This window comes from Sabulicella rubraurantiaca, from assembly GCF_017355885.1.
GTDB lineage: Bacteria > Pseudomonadota > Alphaproteobacteria > Acetobacterales > Acetobacteraceae > Roseococcus > Roseococcus rubraurantiacus.
The window spans coordinates 39049-61680 of the sequence record NZ_JAFEUU010000003.1; the positions used below are offsets into that span (position 1 = coordinate 39049).

General features: G+C 71.5%; 24 protein-coding genes and 1 tRNA gene. 12 read left to right on the top strand and 13 right to left on the bottom strand.

The annotated features are described in order from the left end of the window. The first annotated feature begins 1 nt into the window (after position 1). On the top strand, positions 2-970 hold the full coding sequence (locus tag JTJ31_RS06945) for a Bug family tripartite tricarboxylate transporter substrate binding protein (RefSeq protein ID WP_207537914.1): 969 nt from the start codon (positions 2-4) through the stop codon (positions 968-970). Positions 971-988: 18 nt separating this feature from the next. Here JTJ31_RS06945 and JTJ31_RS06950 read toward each other — a convergent pair whose 3' ends face one another. The 6 genes from JTJ31_RS06950 to pxpB all read right to left on the bottom strand — a co-directional run bounded on the left by JTJ31_RS06950 (position 989) and on the right by pxpB (position 7373). Beyond that, complete coding sequence (locus tag JTJ31_RS06950; RefSeq protein ID WP_408015398.1) at positions 989-2572, bottom strand: ABC transporter substrate-binding protein; 1584 nt, start codon at positions 2570-2572, stop codon at positions 989-991. A 106-nt stretch (positions 2573-2678) separates the two neighbouring features. Then, positions 2679-3878, bottom strand: a complete 1200-nt coding sequence (locus JTJ31_RS06955) for an aminotransferase class III-fold pyridoxal phosphate-dependent enzyme (protein WP_207537916.1) — start codon at positions 3876-3878, stop codon at positions 2679-2681. Beyond that, positions 3856-4323, bottom strand: a complete 468-nt coding sequence (locus JTJ31_RS06960; protein WP_207537917.1) for a glycine-rich domain-containing protein — start codon at positions 4321-4323, stop codon at positions 3856-3858. Before JTJ31_RS06960 ends, JTJ31_RS06955 begins: the two co-directional genes overlap by 23 nt. Before the next feature lie 406 nt (positions 4324-4729). Next, on the bottom strand, positions 4730-5653 hold the full coding sequence (locus JTJ31_RS06965) for an aminotransferase class IV (RefSeq protein WP_207537918.1): 924 nt from the start codon (positions 5651-5653) through the stop codon (positions 4730-4732). A 20-nt stretch (positions 5654-5673) separates the two neighbouring features. Next, a complete protein-coding gene (locus JTJ31_RS06970; protein ID WP_207537919.1) occupies positions 5674-6606 on the bottom strand; it encodes a 5-oxoprolinase subunit C family protein in 933 nt (310 codons plus the stop codon). After that, positions 6603-7373, bottom strand: a complete 771-nt coding sequence (gene pxpB / locus JTJ31_RS06975) for a 5-oxoprolinase subunit PxpB (protein ID WP_207537920.1) — start codon at positions 7371-7373, stop codon at positions 6603-6605. Before pxpB ends, JTJ31_RS06970 begins: the two co-directional genes overlap by 4 nt. 121 nt (positions 7374-7494) lie before the next feature. On the opposite strand from pxpB, the gene JTJ31_RS06980 reads away from it, so the two are divergent. The 3 genes from JTJ31_RS06980 (at position 7495) to JTJ31_RS06990 (ending at position 10302) form a co-directional block, all read left to right on the top strand. Continuing rightward, a complete protein-coding gene (locus tag JTJ31_RS06980) occupies positions 7495-8265 on the top strand; it encodes a LamB/YcsF family protein (RefSeq protein ID WP_207537921.1) in 771 nt (256 codons plus the stop codon). Positions 8266-8351: 86 nt separating this feature from the next. After that, positions 8352-9344, top strand: a complete 993-nt coding sequence (locus JTJ31_RS06985) for a Bug family tripartite tricarboxylate transporter substrate binding protein (protein ID WP_207537922.1) — start codon at positions 8352-8354, stop codon at positions 9342-9344. A 22-nt stretch (positions 9345-9366) separates the two neighbouring features. Next, positions 9367-10302: a LysR family transcriptional regulator gene (locus JTJ31_RS06990; RefSeq protein ID WP_207537923.1), complete on the top strand. Its 936-nt coding sequence runs from the start codon at positions 9367-9369 to the stop codon at positions 10300-10302. Here JTJ31_RS06990 and JTJ31_RS06995 read toward each other — a convergent pair. The 4 genes from JTJ31_RS06995 to JTJ31_RS07010 all read right to left on the bottom strand — a co-directional run bounded on the left by JTJ31_RS06995 (position 10286) and on the right by JTJ31_RS07010 (position 14197). Further along, positions 10286-11341 (bottom strand): LLM class flavin-dependent oxidoreductase, encoded by a 1056-nt coding sequence (locus JTJ31_RS06995; RefSeq protein WP_207537924.1) that lies wholly within the window; start codon positions 11339-11341, stop codon positions 10286-10288. The two genes, JTJ31_RS06990 and JTJ31_RS06995, sit on opposite strands and share 17 nt — an antisense overlap. 121 nt (positions 11342-11462) lie before the next feature. After that, positions 11463-12263 (bottom strand): SDR family NAD(P)-dependent oxidoreductase, encoded by an 801-nt coding sequence (locus JTJ31_RS07000; protein WP_207537925.1) that lies wholly within the window; start codon positions 12261-12263, stop codon positions 11463-11465. 3 nt (positions 12264-12266) lie between these two features. Continuing rightward, positions 12267-13223, bottom strand: a complete 957-nt coding sequence (locus JTJ31_RS07005) for a tripartite tricarboxylate transporter substrate-binding protein (protein WP_207537926.1) — start codon at positions 13221-13223, stop codon at positions 12267-12269. Positions 13224-13234: 11 nt separating this feature from the next. Then, a complete protein-coding gene (locus tag JTJ31_RS07010) occupies positions 13235-14197 on the bottom strand; it encodes a Bug family tripartite tricarboxylate transporter substrate binding protein (RefSeq protein ID WP_207537927.1) in 963 nt (320 codons plus the stop codon). Between the two features lie 89 nt (positions 14198-14286). On the opposite strand from JTJ31_RS07010, the gene JTJ31_RS07015 reads away from it, so the two are divergent. Genes JTJ31_RS07015 through JTJ31_RS07030 form a run of 4 tightly spaced genes read left to right on the top strand, consistent with a single transcriptional unit; the run spans position 14287 to position 17587 of the window. After that, positions 14287-14991 (top strand): IclR family transcriptional regulator, encoded by a 705-nt coding sequence (locus JTJ31_RS07015; RefSeq protein WP_207537928.1) that lies wholly within the window; start codon positions 14287-14289, stop codon positions 14989-14991. A 9-nt stretch (positions 14992-15000) separates the two neighbouring features. Next, positions 15001-15558, top strand: a complete 558-nt coding sequence (locus JTJ31_RS07020; RefSeq protein WP_207537929.1) for a carboxymuconolactone decarboxylase family protein — start codon at positions 15001-15003, stop codon at positions 15556-15558. After that, entirely contained in the window at positions 15555-16628 is a 1074-nt protein-coding gene (locus tag JTJ31_RS07025) for an amidohydrolase family protein (RefSeq protein WP_328805689.1), read from the top strand. Before JTJ31_RS07020 ends, JTJ31_RS07025 begins: the two co-directional genes overlap by 4 nt. Next, positions 16625-17587: a Bug family tripartite tricarboxylate transporter substrate binding protein gene (locus JTJ31_RS07030; protein WP_207537930.1), complete on the top strand. Its 963-nt coding sequence runs from the start codon at positions 16625-16627 to the stop codon at positions 17585-17587. Before JTJ31_RS07025 ends, JTJ31_RS07030 begins: the two co-directional genes overlap by 4 nt. Positions 17588-17705: 118 nt before the next feature. Here the strand turns inward: JTJ31_RS07030 and JTJ31_RS07035 are convergent. Next, a tRNA-Ala gene (locus JTJ31_RS07035) sits at positions 17706-17781 on the bottom strand. 135 nt (positions 17782-17916) lie between these two features. On the opposite strand from JTJ31_RS07035, the gene JTJ31_RS07040 reads away from it, so the two are divergent. The 4 genes from JTJ31_RS07040 to JTJ31_RS07055 are packed head-to-tail and all read left to right on the top strand — an operon-like array spanning position 17917 to position 20190. Further along, positions 17917-18228 (top strand): YggT family protein, encoded by a 312-nt coding sequence (locus JTJ31_RS07040; protein WP_207537931.1) that lies wholly within the window; start codon positions 17917-17919, stop codon positions 18226-18228. A 2-nt stretch (positions 18229-18230) separates the two neighbouring features. Next, the gene (gene folD / locus JTJ31_RS07045; RefSeq protein WP_207537932.1) at positions 18231-19070 is read left to right on the top strand and encodes a bifunctional methylenetetrahydrofolate dehydrogenase/methenyltetrahydrofolate cyclohydrolase FolD; all 840 of its coding nucleotides are present in this window, start codon (positions 18231-18233) and stop codon (positions 19068-19070) included. Continuing rightward, entirely contained in the window at positions 19067-19330 is a 264-nt protein-coding gene (locus tag JTJ31_RS25185; RefSeq protein WP_207537933.1) for a hypothetical protein, read from the top strand. Before folD ends, JTJ31_RS25185 begins: the two co-directional genes overlap by 4 nt. Further along, on the top strand, positions 19327-20190 hold the full coding sequence (locus tag JTJ31_RS07055) for a DMT family transporter (protein ID WP_207537934.1): 864 nt from the start codon (positions 19327-19329) through the stop codon (positions 20188-20190). Before JTJ31_RS25185 ends, JTJ31_RS07055 begins: the two co-directional genes overlap by 4 nt. Positions 20191-20223: 33 nt before the next feature. On the opposite strand, the gene JTJ31_RS07060 is transcribed toward JTJ31_RS07055, so the two are convergent. Continuing rightward, a complete protein-coding gene (locus JTJ31_RS07060) occupies positions 20224-21303 on the bottom strand; it encodes an extracellular catalytic domain type 1 short-chain-length polyhydroxyalkanoate depolymerase (RefSeq protein WP_207537935.1) in 1080 nt (359 codons plus the stop codon). Between the two features lie 152 nt (positions 21304-21455). After that, entirely contained in the window at positions 21456-22631 is a 1176-nt protein-coding gene (locus JTJ31_RS07065; RefSeq protein ID WP_236019969.1) for a UxaA family hydrolase, read from the bottom strand. Position 22632: the final 1 nt, after the last annotated feature.

The window sequence follows — 22632 nt, forward strand, 5'->3', positions numbered from 1 at the left end:
GATGACGGCGCTGTCCCGGCGCGCCCTCCTGACCGCGCCGATGCTCGCCGCCATTCCGGTGGCAGGACAGTCTTCCTTTCCGGGCGCGCGCCCCGTGACGCTCGTGATGCCCTACACCGCCGGTGGCTTGCCGACGGTGCTGGGCAACATCATCACCCAGGGGCTGGCGCAGCGGCTGGGCGGCAGCTTCCTCACCGATTTCCGTCCCGGCGCCGCGACGGCCATCGCCGCGCGGCAGGTGGCCCGGGCGCAGCCCGACGGCCATACGCTGCTCTTCGGGAGCGTGACGACCTTCGCCGCCGTCCCGCATGCGCAGCGCAACCCGGGCTACGACCCGATCGCCGATTTCGAGCATCTGACGATGATCGGCAACACGCTGTTCATGCTGGTGGGGCACCCGCGCTGGCCGAGCCTTTCGGCCGTGCTGGACGAGGCGCGACGCCGCCCAGGTCAGCTGAGTTATGCGAGCTTCGGCATCGGCTCCACCGCCCATCTCGTGATGGTCGATTTCCTGCGGCGCGCTGGGGTGGAGATGCTCCACATCCCCTTCGGCGGTTCGGGCCCCGCGATCACCGAGATCCTGGCCGGGCGCGTGGATCTGATGTTCCCCACCTTCGCCTCGGCGAAGCCACATGTGGAAGCGGGCCGGCTGCAGGGCTTCGGCGTGCCCGCACGCAGCCGCATCGCGTCGATGCCCGCCGTGCCGACCCTGGGCGAGTTGGGCTTCACGGATTTCCTGTTCGACGCATGGCTCGGCGTCTCGGCGCCTGCGGGAACGCCGCCGGCCGTGGTCGATGCGCTGGAAGAAGCGCTCGTCACGATCTTCGCGGAGCCCGCCACGCGCGCAAGGCTGGAGGAGCTGGGCTTGGAGCCGGCGCCCCCTGGGCGCGCGGCGATGGCCGCAAGCATCCGCCGGAATCTCGACGCCAATCGCGAGCTGATGGCACGAGCCGGCGTCACGCCCGAGTGAGGCGCTGGCCCAGCCGCCTCACCCCTTCTGGATGCCCCAGAAGAACGGCACCGGCGCGTTGACGATGCCCTGCACGTTGCGGCGATAGGCGGTCGGCTGCTTCATCTGGCCGAGCGGGACGAAGGGCACCGTCTCGAAGGCGCGGCGCTGGATCTCTGCCGCAATCGCGCGCTGCTCGGCAGCGTCAGTCGCGTCGAGGAAGCGCATGCGCAGCGCCTCCAGCGTCTCGTCGGTCGGCCAGCCGGCCCAGGCGGCGGCGCCATGGGCGCGCAAGGGAAGATGCACGACGGGAGTCGCGACATCCGGCCCGACCCAGGAGGTGTGGAAGATGCTCCAGCCGCCCTGGTCGGGCGGGTTGCGGTTGGCGCGGCGGGCCAGAACGCTGCTCCAATCCGTCGCCACCAGCTCCACCCGCATTCCCAAGCGCCGGAGCAGATCCGCGGTGACCTGGCTCATGGCGTTGATGGTCGGAAAATCGGATGGGCTGATGATGACGACATTCTCGCCAGCGTAGCCTGACTCGCGCAGCATGCGGCTCGCCTCGTCGAGCCGTCCCGGCATGGCCTGCGTGCCCTGGTCGTTGCCGAGTGGCGTATCGCAGGCGAAGAAGCTGCGGCATTCGCTTGCGTAGCGCGGATTGCCGACCGCCGCCTCGAGATAGTCACGCTGGTTCACCGCAGCCTGCACGGCACGGCGGACGCGTGGATTGTTGAAGGGCGGATGGAGGTGGTTGAAGCGCATCATCATGAGCGAACCGATTGGGTCGGTCAGCTCGATGCGGACGTCTCGATTGCGCGAAAGGACGGGCAGCAGGTCGAAGGCCGGCTGCTCCCACCAATCCACCTCCCCGGTCTGCAGCGCCGCCGCGGAGGTGGCGGGGTCGGAGATGACGCGCCATTCCACGCGGTCCAGCAGCACGCGCTTGCCCCCGGCCGCGCCACGCGCCACCTCGGTGCGCGGGACATAGCCTGCGAAGCGCTCGAACACGGCCAGGCTGCCCGGGACCCACTGGTCGCGCACGAAACGGAATGGGCCGCTGCCGATGGTCTCCGTGTTGGGCACCATGGGGTCGCTCAGCCCCACGCGCTCCGGCACGACAAACAACGCCTGGGTGGAAAGCTTGCCCAGCGCGTCGAGCATCAGCGGGAAGGGGCGCTTCAGGCGGATCTCGAAGTCACGGTCGCTCGTCGCGAGGATCTCATCCACCGCCAGCATGAGCGTCTGGCCCATGGTGTCGCGCGCGCCCCACCGGCGGATCGAGGCAACGCAGTCGGCGCCGCGCACGGGCTGGTCGTCGTGGAATTTCAGCCCCTCGCGCAGGCGGAACCGCCACGTGCGGCCATCGCCCGAGACCTCATGGCCCTCGACCATCTGCGGCTGGACGCGGAAGTCGGGATCCACGGCAAAGAGCGTGTCGTAGACCATGAAGCCGTAGTTGCGGACGATGTAGCCCGAGGTGGCCACCGGATCGACGGCGGCCAGATTGCTCTGCGGGATGAACCGCAAGGTGTTGCGGGCCGTCCCTTGGGCCAGGGATGGTGTGGGGAGCGGATGGGCGGCTACCAGCGCCGCCGCGGCGGCAAAGCTCGAGCGACGGGTCAGGCGCATCGCGAACACCTCAGGTCTGCATCCGGAAGCTTGTCCCAACTGCCGGAAATCCGTCCAGGCAAAACGCCAGCGCCTGGAGGAGAGGTCCGGGTGCGAACTCTCAGCGCATGCGGAAGGCGGGCTCGGGCGCTTCCGTGGCAAGCGGCAGGCGCTTCAACGCACGGGCGAAGGCGGCCCCCGCCTCGGCGATCTCCGCCGGCCCGAGGGCAAGAGAAGGCGAGATTCCGACCGGGGCGTGCACGCCCTCGCGCAGCAGGGCAGTTCCAAGACGGAACACCTCGCGCCTCCCGCCGGGAGACCGCAGCGCCATGCGAGAGGGCCCACCCACCAGCCGGTAAGCCCTTTCCATCCGCGCTTCGGCGAGGGCGCTCTCGAATTCCGCCCGCAGCGCCTCGCCACGCCGAGCCAGGGCGGCGGGAACGTCCTCCTGCTCGAAGCGGTCGAGCACGGCCTGGGCGGCAGCGGGGGCGACACCCTCCAGCGCGGCCGCCGAGAGCGCCATCACGTCGCGCTCGAGCCGCCGCATCAATTCCGGCGCTCCGGACAGGGCGGCCAGCGGCAATCCGTTCGCGAGCCCCTTGCCGTAGCAGAGCAGGTCGGGCGCGATCCCCGAGAGACGCGTCGCCCCTCCCGCGGCGACGCGCAGGAAGGTGATGGTTTCGTCGAAGATCAGCAGCGTGCCGTGCCGGTCGGCGAGCCGGCGAAGCTCAGCCGGCCAGGCGCTGGGTGTCGTCTCGAACAGCATGGGTTCGGCGACGATGGCGGCGATGCGGCCGGCATGCGCCTCGAGCAGCGCTTCGACCGCGGCGAGGTCGCCGTGAGGCGCGCGCAGCGTGAGTGCGCGTGTATCCGCGGGCACGCCGGCCGGGGCGGTCGCCGCCCAGTCGTGCCAGCCATGGTAGCTCGTGGCGAGGACGAGGTCGCGACCCACCGCGGCACGGGCGAGGCGCAGCGCAGCGGAGAGCGCCTCCGAGCCGGATTTGAAGAAGGCCGTGCGGAAGCGCGCTGGCAGCAGCGGGGCGAGGCGCTCGGCGAGTTCCATGGCTGCAAGGGAGGGGACGCCGCCAAGGCCCAGGCGCGCTGCCCGCACGACGGCGCGCGCCACGCCACGATCTCCGTGGCCCAGGATCACGGCGCCCACGGCGTTGTGGAGGTCGAGGAAGGAACGGCCCTCCGCGTCGGTTACCCGGGCGCCCTGCGCCGAGCGGAAGAGGGTCGGGCCGTCCTCCGGCAGGGCGCCGAGCGCACGCAGGACGACACCGCCGGCAAGGGCCGGCTCACGCGGCGTGGAGCTGGGCATGGCGCCGCTCCTCGAACCAGCGCAGCAGCGTCTCCTCGCCCAGCTCCTCGGCGACGAAGGTGTAGAGGGTGGTGATCTCGGCGGCGAAAGCCTCGTCGGAGGGCAACTCGCGCGGACCCTCGGGGGCGGGATCGTGGTGGACGAAGCCGCCGAGGTGACGCTCGCACAGCGCGGCGTAATCGCGGGTGAACAGGATCATGGTGTGCCACATCTCGTCGAGTGCCAGCAGCTCGGGATGCATACCGAGGGCGAAGTCCGCAGGCAGCGAGCCCTCGGCGCGTCGCTCGCGGAAGCGGCGGCAGAGCCAGAGCCAGGCGAGTGCGTCGCGGAACAACTCCTCGGCGCGTTCGGGCGCGACGCCATGCTCGCGAACGAAGCGGGCGAGGATGCCCGGGTGGCGATAGGCGAAGAGGGCGTCGCGGTCCGTGGCGGGGTCGAGGGGCATGGCGGCTCTCCGGGAGGGGCGGAGGCCCACCCCCAACGGGCGGGCCCCTGCGGCAGGTCACGCGAAGCAGAGGGCCAAGCGGGTGGTCACAGGCTCGGCGAGCCGAACGGCAACGAGGCGGGCGATCGTGGTGGTCATGGCAAAATCTCCTTGGGCTCAGGCGGGGTTGGCGAGGCAGAAGGCCAGGCGGTTCGCCGCAGGTTCAGCGAGGCGGGCGGCGACGAGGCGGGCAATGGTGGGGTTGGTCATGGCGGGATCTCCTTTCTGGTGCCATCCGGTGGGGCCGTTCCCCGCCGGTGCCCCACTCATAGGCTCGCCCTCACGATCGGTGTGAGGATGCAGAACCGAAGGGAGCGATCGGTCATGCCTATCGTCCCTTGCAGGGCGGTGGCGCGTCAGGAAAGGCTCAGACCGGCGTGAGCCAGTGGGCGAAGCGTGGTTCGCCTCCGCGCACCACGCGGTCATAGAGGCTCCACAGCGCGCGGGTCACCTTCCCGACCCCACCCTCACCCAGCGCGAAGCGGTCAATGGAAAGGAGCGGCTTCACCTCGTGGCTGCTGCCGCACAGGAACGCCTCCTCCGCCACGTAAAGCTCGGAGCGGTCGATCTCCCGCACCTCGGTCGGAATGCCCAGCACGTCGCGGGCAAGTTCGAGCAGCGTCGCGCGCGTCACGCTTTCCAGGATGGCGGCGGTGGCGGGCGGCGTGACCAGCGTGCCCGCGCGAACCATCATGAAGCAGGAATTCGCCGCCTCCGACACCTTGCCGGCGGCGGTGAGGAAGAGCGCCTCGTCATAGCCGTCGCGCCGCGCCTCCAGCAGGCCGGAGCGGCCATTGTGGTAGTTGGCGCCCGCCTTCACGCGCGGTGGCATCACCGCATCCTCCACCCGCCGCCAGGAAGCGACGCGCGCATGGCCCGCCCGCGCTTCCAGCGGTTGCGCCGCGCGCGGGGTTGCGGAGCAGGCAACCAGCGCCGGGCCGCGCGTCTCGCAGCCGCCCTCGCCCACGACGAAGACGCTCAGGCGCAGATGGGCGTCGCCCCGAATGTTGTTGCCGCGCAGCGTCTCGCGCAGCGCCTCTTCCCACTCGGCCTGATCCTCGCCGCCATCGATCTCCATGATGCGGATGGAATGCCGCAGGCGCTCCAGGTGCTCCGGCAGGCGGAAGAAGCTGCTGGGTCCGCCCGCGACGCCGGCATAGGCGCAGATTCCCTCGAAGACATTGGCGCCGTACTTCACGGCAGCGCTGTCGATGGGCAGGGTCGCCGCCTCGGCGGGAACCAAGCCTCCGCCCAGGAAGACGCGCGGCTTCAGTGCGGGATCGGCATTCATGGGTCGGCTCCTCCGTGGGATCAGGTCTCGTGCAGACGCGCCGCCAGCGCAGCGATCTCCGCCTCCTGCCGACGCAGGGCGATGCGCGCCTGCTCGGGCGCGACGGCCTCGAAGCGCAGCACCGTGCCGGGCAAGGACTGGCCAAGCCGCGCGAGGTCGGCGGTGATGACGGTGGCGATCTTCGGATAGCCGCCAACCGTGTGCCGGTCCGGCAGCAGCACGATAGGTTGCCCGCTGCCCGGCACCTGCACCGCGCCCGTGGCATTGCCGTCCGAGGCGATCTCCGGCGGCCCGGCATGAGCCAGGCGCGGACCCGAGAGGCGCAGCCCGATCCGGTCCGCCTCGGCCGTCACGGTGAAGCCCTCGCCCAGCAGCGCGTCGAAGGCTTCCTCGGTGAAGTGATCCGCCTGCGGGCCGAGCACCACACGCAGCGGCCGGTCGCGCTCGGCGGGGAGGGGGTGGGGCAGGGCGCGTTCGCGCCGGGACGAAGCCGTGTGCCGGAGGAGGGGCAGCACGTCGCCGGGTTCCAGCCGGCGCCCCTCGAAGCCGCCGATCAGCGCGCGCGCATAGGTGGACAGGCTGCCGAGCACGGGCTTCAGGTCGAACCCACCCTCGACCGCGAGATAGGCGGCCCCGCCCGCGACACGCCCAATGCGAAGCACCTCCCCCTCGCGCAGCGTAAGGCTCCGCAGGACAGGCAGGTCGCCCGTCGGCGGCGCCCCGGCAAGCGCCACGCGCAAGCTCGGGACCGTGACGCGCAGCGTCGCGCCGAGGCGGCACATCTCCAGGCCCGCGCAGCCAGGCGGGTTCCCCACCACGAGGTTGGCGAGGCGCAGCGCCACCGGATCCAGCGCGCCGGAAGGCGGCACGCCCAGGCTCTGGAAGCCCTGCCGGCCCAGATCCTGCACGGTGGAAAAGAGCCCCGCCTCCTCGACCAGCAAACCGAGCGTCACGGGGCGCGGCACGCGGTGACGGGGTCGGCCCGCCCGTCCCGGAAGGCCGACCACAGGCCCTCGAACTCCTCCGGTGAGATGGCGCGGAACCGCACCGTGTCGCCGGGCATCACCAGGGCGGGGCGGCCCGGCCGGTCCGGCGCGAAGAGGGGCACCGGCGTGCGTCCCAGCAGGTGCCAGCCACCCGGTGCCGTGGCCGGATAGACCCCGGTGAAGCCATTCGCGACCGCGACCGAGCCTTCGGGAACCGACAACCGGGGCGAGGCGCGGCGCGGCAGGGCGAGGCGCCCATCCACCCCCGTGAGATAGGCAAAGCCCGGATAGCCGCCGACCGCCGCCGCCTCGTAGTGCCCCGCCGTGTGCAGTTCCGCCACTTCGTCCTCCGCCATGCCGAGGGTGCTGGCGATTTCCGGCAGATCCGGCCCCTGCTCGCCGCCATAGCGCACGGGAAGGCACCATTCAGTCGCCTCCCCTGCCGTCGCCTCCGCACCCTCGGGCAGGTCGCGCAGCATCGCCTGCAGGCGCCGGAGGCTGAGCCGCGACGGGTCCACATGGATGGTGACGGAGCGCAGCGTGGGCACGTATTCGCGGATGCCCTCCTCAGCCGCTGCGAGGACCGCGACCCGCGCGGCGAGGCGCCGGACCCGCGCGGCCGCCTCCGGCGACCAGGCGGCGGCGAATTCCACGGTGAGCGCGGCGTCGCCCAGCAGGAGCAGGCGGGGCGGATCGTGGAGCAGGGCGGGGGGCGCGGCAGGCTGGGCGCACATGCACGGAAGCTTGAGCGCATTCCGCCCCGCTTCGCCTATGCCGTGGCAGCATAGGCGTTAGGCATTTCTTGGCAGATTCGCCGCGTTGCGGCATCGGGCGCGTCGATGGCAGGCTTCCGCCGTGGTCACGATCTGTCTCAATGCCGATCTCGGCGAAAGCTTCGGCCCCTGGCAGATGGGCGACGACGCCGCGCTCCTTCCCCTGATCGACAGCGCAAATCTCGCCTGCGGCTTCCATGCGGGCGATCCTGTCATCATGGCCGAGACGGTGCGGATGGCGATGGAGGCGGGCACCAGCATCGGCGCCCATCCCGGCTTTCCCGACCTGCAGGGCTTCGGCCGCCGCGCCATGCGGCTTTCCGCGCGCGAGGTGGAGGCGATGACCGCCTACCAGACCGGCGCCCTCGCCGGGGCGGCGGCGCTGCATGGCGGGAAGGTGACGCATGTGAAGCCGCACGGCCAACTCAATACGGTGGCGAGCAGCGACGCGGCCATGGCCCGCGCCATCGCGGATGCGGTGCGTGCTGTGGATCCGGGGCTGATCCTCGTGGCGCTGCCGGGCACCGAGATCGAGAAGGCGGCCCGCGCCGCTGGGCTGCGCTGCGCGCTGGAAGGCTACGCGGATCGCCTCTACGAGCCGGATGGCCAGCTTTCGCCGCGCTCGCTGCCCGATGCCGTGCATCACGACCCCATCCGCATCCGCGACCAGGCGCTGCGCCTCGTCCTGGAAGGCAAAGTCGAGACGCGGGGCGGGTCGCGGATGCGCCTCGACATCCAAACCATCTGCCTGCACGGCGACGGCCCGGGCGCCGTCGCCGCGGCGCGGATGGTGCGCGAAGGCTTGGAGAAGGCGGGGGCGCAGCTGAAGCCGCTCCCGGAAATGGGCTTGTAAACGCCGGGGCACCGCGAGGCGCCCCGGCGTGGAGGAATGCGCCGGCTCGCACGGCCACGGATTGTTGTGCTGAGGAGCGAGGCAGAATGGTTGGCAAGATCTGGCGTGCGGCGCTGGTGGCTGCATGCGCGTGGGCGGCTGCGACGACCCCTGGGGCAGCGCAGGAATTCCCCATTCCGGGGCGGCCCTTGATGCTCATGAGCGGCTTCCCGGCGGGGACGGCCCCGGACATCTACGGGCGGCTGATCCAGCCGCGGCTCCAGCAGGAGCTGGGCGTGCCGGTGGTGATCGACATCCGCGCCGGGGCCTCGGGCAATATCGGCATGGAGACGGCGGCGCGCAGCGCACCGGACGGGCACACGATGCTGATCGCCACCTCGGCGATGCTGGCCATCAACCCCGCCGTCTTCCCGCGCATGCCGGTGGACACCCAGGCTGACTTCATCCCCGTCGCGACGCTGTTCGAGGCGCCGAACTTCATGACGGTGAGCACGGAGCAGCGGCCGCAATTCACCGATTGCAAGACGGTGATCGCGGCGGCGCGCGCCGCGCCTGGCCGGCTCAACTACGCCAGCACCGGCATCGGCGCCTCCACCCACCTCGCGGGCGCGCAGTTCGGCGCCGTCACGGGGATCGACATCGTGCACGTGCCGTATCGCGGCGGCCCCTTCGCCATGACCGCCTTGTTCCAAGGCGACGTGGACGTGTTCTTCTACCAGACCGGACCGGTCATCGACTTCTATCGCCAGGGGCGGGTGCGGCTGCTCGGCGTCACCTCGGCGACGCGCGTCCCGGCGGCGCCCGAAGTGCCGACCCTCGCCGAGGCTTGCGACCTGCCGGGCTTCGACAGCACGACCTGGTACGGGATGCTCTTGCCGTCGCGGACCCCGCGCGCCATCGTCAACCGGATGACCGAGATCATCATGCGGATCGCGCGAGAGCCGGAGATCGAGAGCCGCGTCATCGCCATGGGCTTCACCCCCGCCGTGGCGGATGGCGAGGCAATGCGCGCCCGCCTGGCGCGCGACGTGCCCATCTGGCGCGACGTCGTCAACCGCGTCGGGGCGCGGGCCGAGTGACGCAGGGAGAGGGCGCGCGCGGTTGGATCTGAGGAAGCTCCAGCTTCTCCGCCGCGTCATCGAGGAAGGCAGCTTCTCGCGCGCTTCCGCCGTGCTCGGCATCACCCAGCCCGCCCTCAGCCGACAGATCCGCGCGCTGGAGGAGGATCTCGGCGTCGCGCTGCTCTACCGCAACGGGCGCGGCGTCGTGGCGACGGAGGAAGGGCGCCGCTTCGCCGCCGCCGTTGGGCCGGTCCTCACGGAACTCGCCCGCATCCGCGAGGACGCCATCGCCGCGCGCGGCGTTCCGCGCGGGCGGGTCAGCATCGCCATGCCGCCTTCCGTCATCGCGGCGCTGGCTCCCGCCCTGTTCCGGCACCTGCGCGCCGAGCTGCCGGAGGTGCAGTGCCACCTGATGGACGGGTTCACCGGCACGATCCACGAATGGGTCAGCAGCGGGCGGGTGGATATCGCCGTGCTGAATCCCTACCGCTCCAGCGCGGCGCTGCAGACCGAACCCTTCCTCGACGCCAATCTGTTCCTGATCCATCGCCCGGGCGACGCGGCGCTGGAAGGGCTGCTGGACCGCGAGGGCCGGATCGGCCTCGCCGCGACCGCGGCGCTTCCCTTGCTTCTGCCGGGCCGGCACCACGGGCTGCGGCGCGAGCTGGACGAGGCCTATGCGGCGGCGGGGCTGCGCCCCGTGAGCGTGGAGGACGTGGACTCACTCTCGGCGACGCGGCAGCTGGTCGCGGAGGGTCTGGGCTACACCATCGCCGCCTGGCACGCCTTCGGGTTGGAATTGTCGGGCGGGCTGCTTGCCGCCGCCCGCATCACGGAGCCCGAGCTGCTGCACAGCTTCGTCCTCGCCACCTCAGCCGAGCGCCCCGCTTCGCCAGCGGTGCGCGCGGTGATCCGGTTCCTCCAGACGGAGGTCCGGCGCGTCGTGGTGAGCGGCGCGCTCAAGCCGCGGGGCTGAGCGCGGCGGAAGGGGCAGCACGGCGCAGCGCGGGCAGGACGTCCCGGCCCAGCCGCTCCAGCGCCGCCAGCACTGGTCCCTGCGGCAGGCCGGAGAAGCCCATGTAGAGGCTGAAATGCGAATGCCGCAGCACCCGCGCGTCATGGGCGAGGATCCGTGCCACCTTCTCGGCGCTGCCGATCGGCGCATTCTCCAGCAGCCACTCGACGCTCGGCTCGCCCTCGAAGGGAACGGAGCGCATCAGCACCCCGTCACGTGGCGGCACCTCGTCGCGCAGGGAGAGGGTGGTGCGGGCGAGGCGCAGCAGGCCTTCCGCCGCCTGCCGGGCCTCGGCGGGGTCGTCGGTCACGAAGACGTAGCGCTGCACGCCCAGCGGGATGTCGGCCCCCGTGAAGCCCGCGGCGCGGTAGGCGGCCTCGGCCTTCGCCTTCAGCGGCAGCGCTGCCTCGGCCGGACGCAGGCCCTGGCTGATCAGCGGCGTGGCGCCGGCGCGTGCCCCGCGCCCGAGCAGCACGGGATCCGCGCCCGCCAGGTAGAGCGGCGGCATGGGCGCCCGGATGCAAAGGGGCGTCTCCGGAATGCGGAAATGCGTGCCCTCATGCGCGACGCGGCCCGTGGCGAGGCCCTGTTCCAGGATGTCCCAGCCTTCCTGCAGGATGGCCGAACGCGCCGCGAGGTCCACGCCGAAGGAACGGAACTCATGCGGCTGGTGGCCGGTTCCGATGCCGAGGAGGAACCGCCCCGGCGCCAGGGTCTGGAGCATCCCCACCTCCTGCACCACGCGCAGTGGGTGGTGCAGCGGCAGGACGACCACCGCCGGCCCCAGCCGGATGTGGCGCGTGAGCGCGGCGCAATGCGCCGTCATCAGCAGCGGGGAGGCACAGACCGAGGCGCTGGTGAAATGATGCTCGGCGAACCAGGCGGCGTCGAAGCCCAGCTTCTCGGCCAGCTGCACGGAGGCGGTGGTCTTCGCCATCACCTCCGCGGGGCTTTCCGCCTCGTGGTTGATGGACATTAGATTGAAGTAGGCAATCTCCACGGCCAAGGCCTCCGGCACGATCCAGGTGAGAATTTAGCAGGGACGGTGGCCATGCCTCAGGCCGCATATGGCCTATCCGCTATGCCTCAGCCTTGCAGCCCGGCGCGTGGGCTGGGATTGGTCAGCCGCACCGCACGGACATGCCGCCATCGACGATGAGCTCCGTGCCGGTGACGAAGCGCGCCTCGTCGGAGGCAAGGAACAGCACGGCCGCCGCCGTGTCCCGCCCGTCGCCCGCGAAGCCGAGCGGGATGCGCGACAGGCGCTGCTTGACCAGCGCTTCCACATCGCCGCCCGCGCGCTGGCCGGCCAGCCGCACCTCCACCATCGGCGTGTGCATCTGGCCCGGCACGACCGTGTTCACCCGCACGTTCTTGGGCGCGTATTGCACGGCCACGACGCGCGAGAGCTGGATGACCCCGGCCTTGGAGGCCGCATAGGCGACCTGTGCCGCGCCGGTCCAGCGGATGCCGGAGGTGGAGGCGAGGTTCACCACCGCGCCGCCACCCTGCTTCTCCATCACCGGCAGGACGTGCTTCAGCGTCAGGAAGACGCTCTTGAGGTTCACGTCGATCTGGAGGTCCCACACCTCCTCCGCCATCTCGACCGGTCCGCCCGCGGCCGAGCCGCCGACATTGTTCACCAGGATGTCGATCCGGCCATGCCGCGCGGCGATGTCGGCCACGAGGCGTGCGATGGCGGCGCCGTCGGTCACGTCCAGCGTTGCCGTCTCGAAGCGCCCGCTCTCGGCGGCGATGCGCTCTGCGGTCTCGGTCATGGAGTCGGGGTTGCGATCCACGCCGACCACGAGCGCGCCCTCACGCGCCAATCCGACCGCGATGGCGCGGCCATTGCCCCAGCCGGGTCCGACGCAGCCCGCCCCGGTGACCAGCGCCACCTTGCCTTCGAAACGACGCGCCATGGTTCACTCCGTCCTGATGTTCGCGCGCGACGCCACGTCGCGCCACTTGGTCAATTCGGCCCCGATGCGCGCATCGGCAGCTTCGGCGGAAAGCGCGCCGGGTGTCGCGCCCTCGCTGGCCAGGGAGGCGGCGAAGCGCTCCTCCGCCACGGCGGCACGGATCCCGGCGTTCAGCCGTTCGCGGATCGTGTCCGGCGTGCCGCGCCGCAGGATGGCGGCCCACCAGATGCCGGCTTCGTAGTCCGGCAGGCCCGAGGCGCGCGGCGTCGGTGCGGCAGGCCAGCCGGCAACGGGCGTCTCCGTGGTCCAGCCCAGCAGCTTCAGCCGCCCGGACCCGACCAGCCCGGCCGAAGCCGAGAGCGAGGTGAAGGTGAGATCCACCGTGCCGGCCAGCATGTCGTTCAGCACCGGGCCGGTGCCGCGATAGGGGACGTGCACCATGTCCAGCCCGCCCGCGTGCAAGGCGAAGAGCGCGCCCGCCATGTGCCCGATGCTGCCGGGCCCGGCCGAGCCATAGGTGATGGCGCCGGGGCGCGAGCGGATCAGCGCGACGGCCTCTCCCATCGTCGCGGTGGGGAAGCCGGGGGAAGCCAGCATCATCAGCGGCGCCTCGGCGACGATGGCTACTGCCTGCAGGTCGCGCGGGGCGGAATAGGGCGTGGGCTGCACGGCGGCGGAGGTGGCGAAGGTGGAGGAGGTGACGAGCAGCGCGTGGCCGTCCGCCGGGGCGCGCGCCACCTCCGCCGTTCCCAGCGTGCTTCCGGCGCCGCCCCGGTTCTCCACCACGAAGGTCTGGCCCATCTGCCGCGCCAGCGATTCCGCGAGCGGCCGCGCGATGGCGTCGTTGGACCCGCCGGGCGGGAAGGGCACGACCACGCGGACCGGGCGGCTGGGCCAGGTCGACTGGGCGAGGGCAGGCGCAGCGAGGGCGGGCGAGAGCAGCAGGGTGCGGCGGAGCATGGCTGGGTTCTTCAATCGAGCACGATGCCGGAGGCTTCGGCGACGCGGCGCCAGCGGGCGATCTCCGCGCGCTGGAAGGCGTCGTATTCCTCGGGCGTGCCGCCGACGACGGTGTAGCCGCCAGCCTCCAGCGGGCCGGACACGGCGGGCTCGCGCAGGATGGACGTGATCTCCTCAGCGAGCTGCGCGCGCAGGGCGGGCGGGGTTCCCGCGGGGGCCATGACCGCCTGCCAGGAGCCGACCTCGAAATCCGGCAGCCCCGCCTCGGCGGCGGTGGGCACATCGGGCAGCAACGGCGCGCGGGCGGGAGAGGTGACGAAGAGGGCGCGCAGGCGTCCCTCGCGCACCGGCCCGATCACCGATCCCAGCCCCTGGAAGGACAGCGGCACCGTGCCCGCGACGAGGTCGATCACCGCGGTCGCGCCGCCGCGGGCCGGGACGTGCTCCGCCTGCGTCCCGGTGCGCTGGGTGAAGAGCTCCATCGTCAGGTGGGGCGAGGAGCCAATGCCGGATGTGGCGTGGCTGACTTCCGCCGCGTTGGCGCGCATCCAGGCGACGAGTTCGGAAAGGTTGCGCGCCGGGACGCGGCGCGGGTTCACGACCAGGATGTTCGGTGTGGTGATGGCGAGCGTCACGGGAGCGAAGTCGGTCAGCGGGTCATAACCCGGATTGCGCGACAGGACGGCGTTCAGCGCGAAGACGCCGATGGAGCCCACCAGCAGCGTCTGCCCGTCCGGCGCGGCGCGCGCCAGCATCCGCGCGGCCAGCTGGCCGTTGGCGCCGGGTCGGTTCTCCACCACCACGGGGCGGCCCTGGCGCTCGGCGAGGCGGGTGGAGAAGGCACGGGCCGCGATGTCGGAGGCGCCGCCCGGCGCGAAGGGCACCAGCAGCACCAGGGGCCGCGCCGTCTGCGCGACGGCGGGGCAGGAAAGGGCTGGGAGGGCCAGCAGCAGCCGGCGGGCGATGGCGGGCATGGAATTTCCTCCTGGCGCCGGTCTATGCCCTACTCCCGTTCCGCGCAAGTTGCTTTCATCAGATGAAAGTCCGTGATAGGGATCGCGCCATGCCCGTCGCGATCCCAGCGCCGCGAGACACCGATGGCGGAGTGCGCGCAGTGGAGCGCGCCCTCGCCCTGCTCGCCGCCTTCACGGATGAGGATGGCGCCCTCCCGCCCGCCGAGATCGCGCGGCGCGCCGGGCTGCACCTGTCCACGGCGCTGCGCCTGCTTGCGACGCTGGAGGCGCATGGCTTCGTTGCGCGACAGGCTTCCGGCGCCTTCGCGCTCGGCCCGCAGCTGCTGGTGCTGGGCGAGCGGTTCCGCCGCTCCCTGCGGCTGGAGGAGGTGGTGCTGCCCGCCCTGGAGCGGCTCCGGGCGGAGAGCCAGGAAAGCGCGGCCTTCTTCGTGCGCGAGGGCGCGGCGCGGCGCTGCCTGTTCCGGCTGGACAGCCCGCAGCCGGTCCGCACCGTCGCGCGGGTCGGAGAGGTGGCGCCCCTCGGCATCGGTGCGCATGGCCGCGCCCTGCTGGGAATGGACGTCACGCCGCGCCCCACCCTTCCCATCGTGAGCCGCGGCGAGAGGTTGCCCGAGGTGATGGCCATCGCCGCGCCGGTGCTGGACGCGCATGGGCGTGTCGCCGGATCGGTCGGCATCACCCTGCCGCTGTTCCGCGGCGACGTGGCCGCCGAGGCGCGCTGCGCGGCGCTGGTGTTGCGCGAGGCCATTGCCCTGACCCGTTCCCTGGGCGGCGATCCCGCCCCCCTGCGCTGAGGAGACGCCATGCCGCGCCTGGAACTTCCCCCCGAGGAGGCAATGAGCCCCGAGCAGCGCGAAGCCTGCGCCGAGGCGGTGGCCGGGGTGCGCGGCCGCGTGCCGGCGCCGATGATCGCCTGGATCCGCAACGCCGAACTGGCGCGGCGCGGCCAGAAGCTGGGCGAGCTGCTGCGCTACCAGACCACGCTGGAGCCTTCCCTCTCGGAACTGGCCATCCTGGTCTGCGCCCGGCACTGGACTTCGCACCACGAATGGACGGCGCATAAGCGCGAGGGGCTGAAGGCCGGCATCGCGCCGGAGGTAGTGGCCGCCATCGCCGCGCGGCGCGAGCCGATGCTTCCCGATGATCGCGCACGCGCGGTGTACGAGGTGTCGCGCACCCTCCTCGCGACCGGACGGGTTCCGCCAGCGCTTTACGCTTCCTCCCTGGCGGTGCTGGGCGAGCGCGGCCTCGTCGAGCTGGTCGGGATCCTGGGCTATTACTGCCTCGTCGCGCTGACGCTGAACACCTTCGAGCTGGGCCTGCCCGGCAGCTTCGCGCCCGAGCTGGAGGAAACGGCGTGAGCGCGCCCTCCCACACCCACCAGATCCCGGTGCGCGAGGAGTGGCTCGCCACGACGGTGGAGGAGGCGCTGGATCCAGCGCAGCCCATCGTGGACCCCCATCACCATTTGTGGGACGAGCCGGGCTGGCGCTACCTGCTGGACGAGCTGCGCGCCGACATCGCCAGCGGACACGACGTGCGCGCCACGGTCTACGTGCAATCCGCCCGCTCCATGCTGCGCGCCGACGGCCCGCCCGAGATGCGCGCGGTGGGCGAGACGGAGTTCGCCAACGGCGTCGCCGCCATGTGTGCCAGCGGCCGCTACGGCGCACTGCGCGCCTGCGCGGGCCTCGTCGCGACGGCCAATCTGCGCCTCGGTGCGGCGGTGCGGCCCGTGCTGGAGGCGCATGAGCGGGCAGGCGGCGGCAGGCTGCGCGGCATCCGCCTGACCGCGACCTGGGATCCCGATCCGACCATGCTGAACCCGGCCTACGCGCCGCCGGAGGACATGCTGGACAGCCCGGGCTTCCGCGCCGGCTATGCCGAGCTGGGGCGTCTCGGGCTTTCCTTCGACGCCTGGGTCTATTTCCACCAGATCCCGCGCGTCGCTGCCCTGGCGCGAGCCTTCCCCGGCACGCCGGTGGTGCTGGACCATTGCGGCGGCATATTGGGCATCGGCCGCTATGCCGGACGGCGCGACGAAGTGTTCCGCGAGTGGTCGGCGGCGATGCGCGACCTCGCCACCTGCCCGAACGTGATGGTCAAGCTGGGCGGGCTGGGCATGCGCCTGCCGGGCTTCGGCCTCGAACGTGGCGAGCGCGCGCCGGATTCCATCACCCTTGCCGAGGCGTGGCGGCCCTGGATGGAGCATTGCATCGAGACCTTCGGTGCGTCGCGCTGCATGTTCGAGAGCAACTTCCCGGTGGACAAGGGTGGCTTCTCCTATGGGGTGGGCTGGAACGCGATGAAGCGCATCGCCGCGGGCGCCAGCGCCGACGAGAAGCAGGACCTGTTCTGGCGCAGCGCTGCCCGCTTCTACCGGCTCGACATTCCGGGACTGGACCCACAACGGAGGAACGACACGCCATGAATCGTCGCAGCTTCCTCGCCGCTGCCCTCACCCCGCTCTCCGCCCCGGCCTTCGCTCAGGAGGCATGGCCCGCACGCCCGCTGCGACTGATCGTTCCCTTCGCGGCGGGCGGCCCGACCGACATCGTGGCGCGCATCGTCGCGCCACATCTGGCCGCGACGTTGGGCCAGCCGGTCGTGGTGGACAACCGCGCCGGCGCGGGCGGCGTGACGGGCGTGGACCTGATCGTCCGCGCCACCGATGCGCTGACCTTCGGCATCGCCAGCGCGGGCGGCCTCGCCATCGCGCCCAATCTCGACCGCCGCACGCCCTACGATCCCGTGCGCGACCTCGCGCCGCTCACCCTGGGCGTGCTGGTGCCGGAACCGCTGGTGGTGCCCGCTTCCTCGCCCTTCCGGACGCTGCGCGAGTTGATCGAAGGGGCGCGGGCACGGCCTGGCACACTCAACTACGGCTCAACCGGCAATGGCTCCATGCCGCATCTGGCGGCCGAGCAATTCCGTGCCGCGGCGGGGATCGAGCTGGTCCACATTTCCTACAACAGTGGCGGCCAGCTCGCGACGGCGATCCTGCGCAACGAGGTGCAGCTGGGCTTCGCCGACCTGCCGGTCCTGCTGCCGCACATCCAGGCGGGCGGGTTGCGCGCGCTGGCAGTGGGCACGGAGACGCGCCTGCCCTGGATTCCCGACGTGCCGACCTTCCGTGAATCCGGCCTTCCTTCGGTGGATGCCAGCAACTGGCACGGCTTCGTCGCCCCGGCCCGCATGCCCGAAGGGCCGCTCGCCACCCTCCGCCGCGCCATGATCGCGGCGCTGCAGGACCCTGAATTGCGCGAGCGCCTGACCCAGCAGGGCGCCATCCCGGGCGGCAACTCGCCTGAGGAGTTCGGCGCCTTCATCCGCAACGAGAACGCGAAATGGGCCGATGTGATCCGCCGTAACCGGATCGCGCCGGACTGAGGGAGTGTTCATCCGGCCTTGGACCCAGCTGCCAACACCCTGGTTGAGTTGAGGGCCGTCACAAAAGCTATTCACGCTCTGTGGTTCAACGGACTCAGCACTTTACAGCGGGGGAGGATGGTGGAGCTGAGGGGAATCGAACCCCTGGCCTCGTCATTGCGAACGACGCGCTCTCCCAACTGAGCTACAGCCCCGTATCCACGCGCCGCGATGGGGCGCGGCGTGGGGCCGGTGTGTGGCCCGTTCCGCGCGCGGAGTCAACAGCGCCCCTTGCGGCCAGCCCCCCTATCCGCGACAAACCGGGCCACGCCAGGGAAACTCCGGACACCATGATCCTCGATGCCTTGTTCTTCCTCGTGATGGCCGGCCTGAACCTGTATTTCTGGGCCATCATCATCGCCGCCGTGCTGTCGCTGCTGACCGGCTTCGGCATCCTGGACACGCGCAACCGCGTGGTCTGGACCATTGGCGACTTCTTCTACCGCGTCACCGAACCGGCGCTGCGCCCGGTGCGCGACCGGCTGCCCAACCTGGGCGGCATCGACCTGTCGCCTCTCGTAGTGCTGCTGCTGATCCAGGCCGCCATGCTGCTGGTCGCGGCCATCCAGGGCTACATGATCCGCGGCGGGGTGTATTTCTGACCATGGCGAGAATCCTCGACGGCAAGGAGTTGGCGGCGCGGCTACGCGCCGGGCTGAAGGAGCGCGTCGCCGGCCTCGGCTTCCGCCCCGGCCTCGTCGTGGTCCGCGTGGGAGAGGATCCGGCGAGCGGCGTCTATGTCCGCAACAAGGACCGCGCGGCGCGGGAGGCGGGGTTCGAGAGCCGCACCCTGCACTTGCCCGAGGACACGACCGAGGACGCCCTGCTGCGCGAGATCGCAGCGCTGAACGCCGACCCAGCGGTGGACGGCATCCTGGTGCAGCTTCCCCTGCCGGCACAGATCCGGGCCGAGGCGGCGATCGCCGCCGTGGACCCGGCTAAGGACGTAGACGGGTTCCACCCGGTCAATGCCGGGCGCCTGGCGTCTGGCCTGCCGGGCCTCGTGCCCTGCACGCCGCGCGGCGTGATGCACTTGCTGCGGGAGGCCGGGGTGAAGCTGCGTGGGGCGCGCGCCATCGTGCTGGGGCGATCGCAGATCGTCGGGCGGCCCATGGCGCAGCTTCTGCTGGGCGCCGACTGCACCGTGACCATCGCCCACTCCCGTACCGATGACCTGCCGGCCGAATGCCGCCGCGCCGACATCCTGGTGGCGGCGGTCGGGCGGCCGGAGATGGTGCGCGGCGGCTGGATCAAGCCCGGCGCCGTGGTGGTGGATGTGGGCATCAATCGCCAGCCCGATGGGCGCCTCGTCGGCGATGTCGCCTTTGCCGAGGCGGCGAAGATGGCCGCCGCCATCACCCCGGTGCCGGGCGGCGTCGGCCCCATGACCATCGCCTGCCTGTTGGAGAACACGCTGGAAGCCGCGCTGGCGAGGCGCGCGTGATCCTCCACCGCATCCTGCAGGTCGTGGGCGTGCTGGCGGTGCTGATGTGCCTCGAGCTGGCCTGGGAGGCCTCGCCGCTGGGCGGCGATGGCTGGTCGCGCGCGCGGATGCTCTATGCCATGGCGGGCTTGGTTTCGGCCCTGGCACTGGTGGCGATCGGCGGGCTGGGCATCGCCCTGGCGCGGGCCGAGAAACAGGCCGCCGAGATGCGCGAGGCGCTGGCGCGGCTGGAGGCATTGCTGCGCGACCGCGCCGGGTGAGCCTTCTCCTCGCCGCCCTCTACATCCTGATCTGGGGCTCGGCCTTCAACGCGGCCCGGGTCGTGGCGCTGGAATGGTCGCCGCTCTGGGCGCTGGCCCTGCGATTCGCCCTGTCGGTGCCGGCCCTGGCGGTGATCCGGTCGCTGCGCCGCGCCTCCTTCCCGCGCAGCGGCGACGCATGGCGGCTTTTCGGCATGGGGACGCTGGGCATGGGCGGTTACCTCGCCTGCGCCTGGGTGGCGTCCAAGCACGTCCCTTCCGGGCTGGTGGCGCTGCTGGCCGCTACCTCGCCGCTTTTTGTCGCGCTCGGCTCGGCGCTGCGCGGCGAGGGGATGGCGCGGCTGGGCTGGGTGGGGCTTGCCCTGGGCTGGCTGGGCGTCGCGGTGCTGGGGCTGTCGCGCTCGGCCGATGGGCTGGCGGCGGCAGAGGCCTGGGGCATCGGGCTGACGCTGCTGGGTGCCCTGCTGCAGGCGGCCGGAGTGCTGATCTACGCCCCAGCGCGGGCGCGGATGGACCCGTGGGTGGCCAATCTCGGCCAGACGGCGGTGGCGGCGCTGGTGCTGATCCTCCTGGCCGTGCCCTTCGGCGGGCCATTGCCCATGACCGCCTCCACCCCCTTCATCCTGGGCATGGTCTATTCCTGCGTCGTGGTCGGGATCGGGGGCTACGCGCTGTTCTTCATCGTGATCCGCCGCTTCGGGCCCAGCAACGCGGCGGCGTTGCAGCTCCTTTCGCCGCCCGTGGCGGCGCTGATCGGCTGGTCCCTGCTCGGGGAGCGGCTGATCTGGGGCGATCTGGTGGGCGGCGCGCTGACGCTGGGCGGGCTGCTGCTGATGTTCCGGGCGCGGGCGCGGGGCTGAGCCCCGGCCCGGCCGCACAGCCAAGTGGCGCTTCTAACGCCCCGCCAGCCGCATCGCCCGCTCGATCACCTGTTCCGGCGACATCTGCGCCCATTCCAGCGGGTCGGGCATCAGCGGCATCTCGCGCGGGCGTGGCGTGGCCTCTGGCGCGTCGGGGATAACCCGCTCTGGATCGGCAAGGCCCCAGGCGGCGGCGCTGTGCCAGGTGGAATGGATGCCCGCATCCAGGATGAAGGGACCGGCCACGCCGCCACGGCGCACCGCCTCCTCCACCCCTGGGCCGATGGGCGCGCCATGCGCCAGCCCTTCGAGCGTCCAGGCCTCCACCGCCGGTCGCCCCGCCTCGTCGTGCCATTGCAGGCGGCGCGCGCCATCCACCATGACGCTGGAGCGCGGCGCCCAGGTGATGCCGTGCAGGTCGAGCCACTGTGCGGCGAGGTCGGCGGCGTTGCGCGGGGCCACGGTGGTGTCCGCGGCGCCCTGCCAGATGGAGATCATGGGCCAGGGGCCGCGATGGCCGGAGGCGCGGCGGACCATGTCGCCCCATTCGCGCGGCGCATGGCGGGTGCCGCCGCGCATTGCCAGCAATGCCTCCTCCATGCTGCGCGCCGCGCCGAAGGGCAGCCCGGCCAGGATGGCGCCGCCTGCAAACAGCGCCGGATGGGTGGCGAGCAGGAAATTCGCCATGGCGCCGCCGGCGGAAAGCCCGGACACATAGACGCGCCGCCCATCCAGCCCCTCGGTGGCGACGAGGTGGCGGACCATCTGCGCGATGCTCTCTGCCTCGGCCGCGCCGCGCTCCGGGTCGAACCAGTTGAAGCAGCGCATGGGGTTGTTGGGGCCGCGCTGCTCGGGGGCGAGGACGGCAAAACCCTCACGCTCGGCCAGGGTGGTCCAGCCGGTGCCACGGTCATAGCCGCGCGCATCCTGCTTGCAGCCATGCAGGATGACCACGAGGCCGCGCGCCCCGGGCGGCACGAAGGCATAGGCATCCAGCGCGCCCGGATTGGCGCCGAACCCGACAAGACGCGACAGGGGGGAGGGGCCGGAGTGGCCGGAAGAAGCGACGTGCCGGCGAACCAGATCGTCAAGCGAGGCAAAGGGCTTGCGCACCGGCCTGTTCCTTTCAATAGCGGCGCGAGAAGGCGCCCCTGAAGGAACGTGACGTGGGGAGTCTCGTTGTGCGCTGCAACATAAAAAGTGTGCGCTGCAACATGAAGGGGGGGGAGAGGCGACCCGCGCCGGGTGCGCCCCTCCGATCCGGTTCAGGCGCTTTCGTAGAGGCGCGTGAGGCTGAACTCCCGGTGGCCGAGCAGCTCGGCCGCCGTCAGCTCGCCATCGGCGGTACGGATCATGCAGTCCAGCAGCGCCTCGCCGGCGTCATCCATGTTCATGCGCTTCTGCAGCAGCCCGGTCACGTCCACGTCGATATGCTCGCCCATGGTGCGCTGGGTGCGCGGATTGGCCGTGATCTTGATGACCGGCAGGATCGGGTTGCCGATCACGTTGCCCTGGCCCGTCGGGAAGAAGTGCACGGCATAGCCCGAGGCGGCGCAGAGCGTGACCATCTCCGCCGCGGCGGAGGAGGAGTCCATGAACCACAGCCCCGGCCCGTCCGGACGCTCGGCCTTGTCCAGCACGCCGTCCACGGTGCACTTCTTGCCGATCTTCTGGATGTTGCCGAGCGCCTTCTCCTCGATGGTGGTCAGGCCACCCTCGATGTTGCCCTTGGTGGGCTGGCTCTCGGAAAGATCGTTGGTCTTGTTGGTCTCGACCACGCGCTGATAGCGGTCGAACATCGCCTGGAACTTCTCGGCGATCTCGGGCGTCTTGCAGCGCGCCTTCACCAGGTGCTCGCCGCCCGTCAGCTCCGTCGTCTCGCCGAAGACCAGCGTGTGCCCGGCTTCCCACAGCTTGTCGAAGGCGTTGCCGACGGTGGGGCAGGACGCGAGGCCGGAGGTCGTGTCGCTCTCACCGCACTTGGTCGAGACCCACAGCTCCACCAGCGGGGCCTTGGTCTTCTTCAGCTTCGAGGCGTGCTTCACCATCTTGTAGGCGGCGCGCGAGGCGTTCGCGATGGTGTTGATGTCGCCATTCTGCTCGATGGCGAAGCCCTCGACCGGCTTGCCCGAGGCGGCGATGCCCTCGACGATCTTGCCGGTCCAGCCCGGCTCGATGCCGATCACCACCACGCCGGCGACGTTGGGGTTGCAGCCCGTGCCGATCAGCGTGCGGAAATGCAGCTCCAGGTCGGCGCCGAATTGCAGGCGGCCATAGGCGTGCGGGATCGCCATCGCGCCCTTGATGTTGTTCGCCACCGCCTCGGCCGCCGCGTTGGACAGGTCGTCCACCGGCAGGATGATGACGTGGTTGCGCACGCCCATGCGCCCGTCCTCGCGGCGCCAGCCCTCGAAGCTGGAACCCTTCAGGTCAATCGCCATT